The sequence below is a fragment of the Deltaproteobacteria bacterium genome (assembly GCA_016930875.1).
Taxonomy (GTDB): Bacteria; Desulfobacterota; Desulfobacteria; order Desulfobacterales.
The window spans coordinates 1-7,204 of record JAFGFW010000034.1; the positions used below are offsets into that span (position 1 = coordinate 1).

The window sequence follows — 7,204 nt, forward strand, 5'->3', positions numbered from 1 at the left end:
GGGGGGACTTGAGCTCAGCATACAGGCGGCACAACAGGTACGCCTCTTCAGCCCCTGACAGACCAGTGCAGTTGACGCGCCCCTGTGGGTGGCGAATTATCTTCAACAGATCATCAATAGAGTGACCAAGGAGTTTCATATGAGATGCGTTTGCCCGTTTGAGGGTTGTATTTGGGAAAAAGATTCGCAACTATTCAGGAGTGAGGAGTCAGGAGCCAGAATCCAGAATAAAAGAAGTGTATGCTTGAAGTAATTTACTGACCTCTTCAAGTGTTGGGAAACTATCGCTAAACTTATACGTGGACAAAACGGATTGATGTGCCTTTTGCGAAACAATCAAGTCTTGAAAATCCTTAGCGGGCTACCTTCTCATTCTGGCTCCTGAATTCCGGCTCCTGGCTCCCGAGTAGTTACAAAGATTCAATCTATATAAGACAGAAGTTCCCGCCATTCAAGGGGTCAGTGCTGATCATGCCTGAATCCGGGGAAAATAGCCCCGGGGACGCAGCCTGATGACACAGTGAAAATGCCAGCAACACGTACAGTCCTTGCATCAGGATCTCAACATTTCGCTTGACAATATGATATCAGTTCTGTAAACTGGTACATAAATTGCATAGGGACGCGAGCCAATACTTGAAACATACACAGCGACATCAGCACAAGTCAACAATAACAAGTACTTGAACTAGCTTACCTCGCGCTGACACCTAGTCTTTCGCTCCCTCGGCTTATCTGCGATTCCCCAAAACAGCCGTTCTGCACCTTTGGCTGCAATTACGTGGCTGGGCTCCTGATGGGTGATTACCGGGTTTATGTGCCTGAACATGCGGCTTAACGGAAACCACTTGTTTCCCGAAAACGTATCGGACACAAAGACTTACAAACAGAAGAAAGGAAGAAAAAGAAGCATGTTGAAACAAGACTTAAATTTCCTTCAAATTGTCTCAATCGTTACTTCTCGGTTGGGTTGCACATTAGACAGCATCGACGTCGAGGCGAGGGCTGTCTCGATTACCTGCCCTGGTGGCAAAGAGCAGGAAACTGACTGCGCCACCGCCATAGCGGAGATTATAGAAGGTACATTGGACCCTGAGGACCCATGGGTCTTTCCTAAGATCACTCGCAACCCAGTGTTAAGGGATAAAAAATAAAATGCATCAAGAAAATTATTACCGAATTTTGGGTGTAGAACCGCATGCCAGCGCGGAGCAGATCAAAGAGGCTTATCGGAGACTTGCCTTCAAATATCATCCCGATCGAAACAGGGCAAATCCCGAAGCTTCCGAAACAATGAAAGCTGTTAACGAAGCTTATGCTGTTCTTTCAAATCCGGCCAAAAGACGGGAATACGAGGCCTTAAGACACCAGTTTGGATCTTCGGCTTATAGTCAATTCAGAAGGAGTTATTCTGAGGAGGATATTTTCCGCGGTTCAGACATTAATGACATTCTCGAGGAAATGGCCAAGGTATTTGGCTTCAGGGGTTACGAAGATATTTTCCGGGAATTCTATGGGGAAGCATACCGGACTTTTGAATTCAAAAAACCTGGTTTTTTTGCCAAAGGGTTTGTTTTTGCTGGATATCCAGGAGAACGTGAACGGGATCAACGCCAGTTTCCGCTGCAAGGGCATCTGGGAAAACTCTCTCGCTTTTTTCTGGAAAAAGTCGGCGGCATCGAATTGCCTGAAAACGGTTCAGACATCCTCGATGTCATTAAACTGAGCCCCCAGCAAGCACAGCAGGGCGGTCCATTTGCCTACTTCCTCCGAAGAAAGTCAAAAAAGTTGGTTCTCAAGATTCCGCCTCGAGTCAGAGAAGGCCAACGAATCCGTCTTGTGGCAATGGGCGAGGATGGAAAAGGGGGCGGAAAACCTGGGGATCTTTACCTGAAGGTTCACATCAAGAAGCCCCTTCTTCAGAGGATGCAGGGCTTCCTTTCTGAACTTCACAAGTAGTTCCTCGTCGTTGAGTTGAGGGGTGCCATACGGGGTAATCCTAGGCTCAGCAAGTTGGGGTCACAGTATGGATAGTATCCAGACCACCTGAAAGGCCAATGAAACAGAGAGTAAAAGTGCACGAGACCATGAATGGCACGTTAAAACTCGATAGATCCCCGTGCGTGACCTGTCACCGGAAAAACGAAGACAAGACTAGGTGCGCCCGTATATGTAAACGGCTTGACGTCTTCCGATCTGGCAATGATTATTCTGGTCTACCGATACCGAATGAGGCTGCGATTTCGAACCCAGGACACTCTACCGACAAGAACAAGAAAGCGGCCTAAGGCCAGGGGTTGCGTTACTTACGAATGCCTGAACTGGGGCTCACGTGGCAGGGACGTATAAGGGGAACGTTCGTGCAGAACGTGCACAGCATTTTAGGGATATTTCTCTAAACACTGCCGGCTTCTTCTAGTGTCTCGGTCATGACGTTGAATTCCTCTGGCTCCTCAATCGTCAGTGAAACTGAACCACTCAAGAGTACGTAAAGTGTCTTAGCCTGCTGTCCGTGTCTATAGATCTCTTCACTCGGCACGAAGTTCTTTGTCTGACCGAGACGGACCACGGCCCTAAGTCAGTTGGAGTGGCAGCATCTTCAAGCATGTCCCATTTATCCCATCCGGTAGATCGGTCATGCACATCACTGGCGGCCAATTCAGGAGAGGAATAAGAGCCGGGTTGCACAGCGTCTATACATAATAGCCAGCTACCCAGCTCATTGGCATCAGGGCGAATGGAAAATGTGCCGACCCTTGTCTCGTAGTACCACATGGGTGTCCAACCTCCCCCTCTTACTCCTGCGGCATATATTGCGTTATTTTGTTTGCGGGGAAGTGCCTTAATAAGGGTTCCGCTGACAGAATGCGCAGTCTGACCGAAGCCTTTACTTTCTCTGTCTCGTCAAACGTATCAGGCCTGCTTCCATACGAATAAACGGCATGGTCTTCCTGTTGTACAAGTCAAGATCGACGCCGATCCTTTGCGCCATTTCATTGACAATGGGCAGTGGTCTTGGATCAGCCTTCCGCCAGAAGGGCCGGAGTTCTCGCAGGAAGATGTTGGCCGTCACCGGCCCAACGCCGTAAAAGGCGAGGAGCCGAGCCTCAAGCTCCGAACTAGTCTCTGAGATGTCGTGCAGCTTTTTCAGGCTGCCCTGATAATCGCCTACAAGCATCTCGCAGTCCTGCAATATCTGAGTGGACTTTTTTCCGTCATAGCGCACATAGCCGCCCTCTCTCATGATGGGATTCACAAGGAATTCCCACCCAGCAGCCAGGATCTTATCGGGGGTCAATAAGTCGTGCCTCTCAAAAGCGCGATAGGTGTTCTTTGCTATGGTTTCAGATATGCGTCCACCGAACAACAAGCTTGCCAAAAACCATTTGAAATGCACTCCATTGCGAGCACTTTTCAGCGCGATGCCAAGTTCTTCAGAGTACAGCAGGCTTTGTTTCAACTTATATACTGAAATCTTCATCTAACTCCTGCTGTCTGTCTTCGCCAGTGTTGCCCCCTTCCAACCCGTTCTTCCGCGCCTATTTTAGTCAGCGGTCCTGAACCGAGCAGGGGAAATCAGACTCACAGATCGATGCTGTATGGATGGGGCCGGATACGTTATGCAAACTAGCGCTTCTGGCAGGCTTTTTCAAAGTCTGAGCTTTTCGAAGTACTTCTCTTCCAATCTGATTCCGCCTTGCATCAGACGTTGATAGTCGATCTTCAACCTGGCATTTGCGATGTTCCTATTAGCAGCCGACAGCTCCACGGATTCAGAAGCATAGCCCCTGAGGTAGGTCTTAGACACCTTATGCATTTTACCATCAACACCGAACGTAAAATTACCCACTAGGAGATATGCGTCTATTTCTTCAGCATCGCCGGCCTCTACAAGAACCCTTTGAACGATGTTTTCTCTTATCAATTCCACGTTCGCCTTAACCTTCCTCCCTTCCTTCGCCCAGCCGATGATTTCCTCGAGCCTTACGGGCATCTCTTTTTCCAAACCTGACATAACGACCTCCTGATCAGTTTTTCAATCGCTCCTTCGTGCATACCAACGATTCCTTGTTAAGAGTTAACAACATAACACAGAGGCTGGAACAGGTGTTATGGGATTCATTGCTACTCGGGCCCATACGACTCATGCTACTTTTTCATCAGTTTCATGAAAATAGCCTCCGCCTTTCGAGCATAATTCTCAGCATCCCGTGCAGCCTGCTCGGCCCGCGCTGCTGCCTCTTCTGCGCGCGTGGAGGCATCTTTTGCCCTTTGGGCGGCGGCGGTGGCCGCCTTTGCTTGTCCGGAGGCGTCCACAGCTGTTGTCTTGGCGCTTTGGGCTTCTTCTAGGGCTTCATCTGCCTTTTGGAGGGCCTGCTGGGCTCGGTCCTGAACGTCCCTAAGATCTGAGGTGCGGGCACAGCTCCCCAGGGCGACTGCCAAACAGACCACCAGTGCGAAACACACCACGAGGCTTCCCTCTTTGCGAGTTTTCATTGGATTATCTCCCTGTCCAGTTAATCGAATCCGTTTATTCGTCTTCGCCGGAATACCCTGCAGCGCACCTTCGCCCAAGCTATGGCGCGTCGGCGACTTGCTGCAGGGATGAAAGGCAAGGCGAACCTACGGCGAAATTCTGCTTTGATACCCCGCAGCTTGCTGCGGGGAGCTTCATTTGGCGGAGACGACCCATCATCGGCTCCCCAGCTATAGCCCTTTCACCCCCCTTCTTAATTTTCCCAATGCGGATCGGAACTCCGTTTTGTTCACGCAATGCTGCTTCCACGCCTTCCATCGAGATACATTCCCAAAGACCCAATTCTTTCAAGCGGCTGTGCGTATATTCCTCCATATCGGCCAGCTTTCCGTATACATCGGGGTGGACCTCAAGGAATACTTCGCCGCTCTTAAATCCAACCTTAACAGGCTCATAAATGATCTCCACAGGGGTTCCAAGAGGGACTTCCTGAAAGAGTTGAGCGATATGTTCCGGGTAGAGACGGATGCAACCATGGCTCACCAGTCGACCAACGCCCCAAGGAAAACTAGTGCCGTGTATGCCATATCCCTTACGCGAGAGCCCGATCCAATACTTTCCCAAGGGGTTTTCTGACCCTGGGGGGACTTTCGTGATCCCGTAATTCTTCCTAAGCGAAGGAGGAAGGTCCCATACAGGATCGACTTCTCGCTCTATGACTCGGTAAACCCCTTCTGGTGTCTCATATCCTACGTCCCCGATTCCTACGGGATAGGTTTTCACCATCTCAATCCGCGGGAAGAATCGGTACAGCCTCAATTCGGGGAGATTGATCACGACGCCCTGATACCTGGTTGGTGGCAGAATCCATTGGGTCGGTATGGACAGACGAAGTCCCCATTCGGGTATCCAGGGGTCTGCGGAGGGATGGAAGATCTGCATTTCCTTGAACCCTAAACCGTAGTGCCTAGAGATGTCCAAGAGAGTTTCCTTGGGAGCCACAGTATGAACCCGTGGGCACCCTACCACCGTCTCCTGGATATTTGGATTGTCACTAGGACGCACAAGACGGTACTTGAATCCCTCACTACGAGCAACCTCGCCGCCAATGAGCACCAAAATGATCAATATCTGGAGGGTACTTCTCTCTATCATACGCTCGCATGAAATTCGCCAACCAGCTCCCAACTGCCCGCCCTCTCCAGACACACCCGGCAAGTCGCTACGAACCACTCTTTGGGCCCTTCGCAACCGCACTGCCTCTGTGTGATCCACCAGCGCTTGAGCAATGTACTTGATCAGATCCTTCATCTCCCGCCATCCTCTGCTGCTATGCAAGTTTCTTTATGTTCTCGACACCTTCATCCACACAATGTCAATGATTCTTAAAATTCATCGTTATGCTCAGGGTTCATTCCACACTGGATGTTTCTCGGATGTGTCGGTAGATGCTTGTCGGCAGCTCACAATAGGAGCCAAAGGCATGACTGCTTTGGTATGACCTTATGGGTTGTTGCCTCCGCTTATAGGGGCACTCGGAACAATCCCAGTATCGCCAGTGATGTTTGGCAGCGTGATCTAAGCAAGCGTGATAACAAGGGCAGTAGATATTCTTGTGACCTGACCTGTGGACGGGTTTGAGACCAGGTTTCATAAAGATCTCTCCTTATTCCTCATCGGGCATGTATCTCTCTGGATTCTCCTTTACACTGCCCGGCTCATCGACTGTATTCAGATGAAAGGCAGTCTCAAACAAATGGCTTTTCCCATATTCCTCACCCATCAACCCCCTTGCTTCAAGAACGGCTATGACCAACTGCAGGGTGTGGTCATCCAGTTCAAAATCAGTCCAGCCCAACAGGTGCAATCGTTTGTTTAGGTCCTGACGCGTCATGCGGGGAACGAATGAAAACGTATTGGCTAAGCTTCTGACAAAAAAGGGTATGCTGCTCTCTTCTATACCTTTGCCTTCCAATCGACGGACTAGCACTTGTGCAAGTTGATTCATCTGGGGCTTTGCCCCCTCTCACGCTTATGAGTCAGGATTCGTTGGGAACGAAACATATCGTTGAAAAATCAAAGACAGATGCTCCCTTCAGGGGCTATGTGGGCACCGTAATCACCCATAAAGATCAAACTTTTCCGGTCAAGACCGAACGTATGCAGACTGTTTGCAAATGTTTCTGTGCCAAACGGGTAGACTTGCCGCAGCCGGCTTGTGTGGAAGAAAACTCTATATTGCCGCGTGTAATTCCTCCTCAAGCTATCGAGCAATTCGTAAGCCGATGTACCGTCAAAATCACCTTGCATTATCAGATGCAAATTATCGCTGTCTCGGTGAACAGAGATCTTGAAATTGTACGCCATGATGATAGCTCCTTTCTCTTCATGATCTGATCCTGATTTCTTCAGGGAAGAATCCAAGACAACCTTTCCTACAATCGTGAAGCAGGCCATGGATAAGCTGAGAATGCGAATTATCTGTTTTCCCCCTATCTATTTTTATTCGACTTGTCCATGGAGGAAGGCACTCATTTTTATGAGGGAAACTCCCACGGGTGGGAATTTATCCCGCGCGATTAGCAGAATAACTGATAAGAGAGGATGTTGAAGGCAGGCTTACACTTTCCAGAGGTCTACCGTTCGGCATCCTTGGTTGTTGCACAAAGGACAAAAAGGGGGGACTTGAGCTCAGCATACAGGCGGCACAACAGGTACGCCTCTTCA

8 protein-coding genes are annotated in these 7,204 nt (G+C 49.5%); 2 read left to right on the forward strand and 6 right to left on the reverse strand.

The window, feature by feature from the left end; genetic code table 11:
• The first annotated feature begins 911 nt into the window (after window positions 1-911).
• Entirely contained in the window at window positions 912-1,154 is a 243-nt protein-coding gene (locus JW883_03430) for a hypothetical protein (protein ID MBN1841319.1), read from the forward strand.
• Window position 1,155: 1 nt separating this feature from the next.
• Window positions 1,156-1,959, forward strand: a complete 804-nt coding sequence (locus tag JW883_03435) for a DnaJ domain-containing protein (protein ID MBN1841320.1) — start codon at window positions 1,156-1,158, stop codon at window positions 1,957-1,959.
• Between the two features lie 519 nt (window positions 1,960-2,478).
• On the opposite strand, the gene JW883_03440 is transcribed toward JW883_03435, so the two are convergent.
• The 6 genes from JW883_03440 to JW883_03465 form a co-directional block, all read right to left on the reverse strand.
• Window positions 2,479-2,775 carry a hypothetical protein gene (locus JW883_03440; GenBank protein ID MBN1841321.1) on the reverse strand — a complete coding sequence of 99 codons (297 nt, stop codon included), beginning with the start codon at window positions 2,773-2,775 and terminating at the stop codon, window positions 2,479-2,481.
• Between the two features lie 112 nt (window positions 2,776-2,887).
• Window positions 2,888-3,481, reverse strand: coding sequence for a DNA methylase (locus JW883_03445; protein ID MBN1841322.1), 594 nt, complete (start codon window positions 3,479-3,481; stop codon window positions 2,888-2,890).
• Window positions 3,482-3,649: 168 nt separating this feature from the next.
• Complete coding sequence (locus tag JW883_03450) at window positions 3,650-4,015, reverse strand: hypothetical protein (protein MBN1841323.1); 366 nt, start codon at window positions 4,013-4,015, stop codon at window positions 3,650-3,652.
• Window positions 4,016-4,149: 134 nt separating this feature from the next.
• A complete protein-coding gene (locus tag JW883_03455) occupies window positions 4,150-4,470 on the reverse strand; it encodes a hypothetical protein (GenBank protein ID MBN1841324.1) in 321 nt (106 codons plus the stop codon).
• Between the two features lie 106 nt (window positions 4,471-4,576).
• Window positions 4,577-5,788, reverse strand: a complete 1,212-nt coding sequence (locus tag JW883_03460) for a L,D-transpeptidase family protein (GenBank protein MBN1841325.1) — start codon at window positions 5,786-5,788, stop codon at window positions 4,577-4,579.
• Window positions 5,789-6,143: 355 nt separating this feature from the next.
• Window positions 6,144-6,485 (reverse strand): hypothetical protein, encoded by a 342-nt coding sequence (locus JW883_03465; protein ID MBN1841326.1) that lies wholly within the window; start codon window positions 6,483-6,485, stop codon window positions 6,144-6,146.
• Window positions 6,486-7,204: the final 719 nt, after the last annotated feature.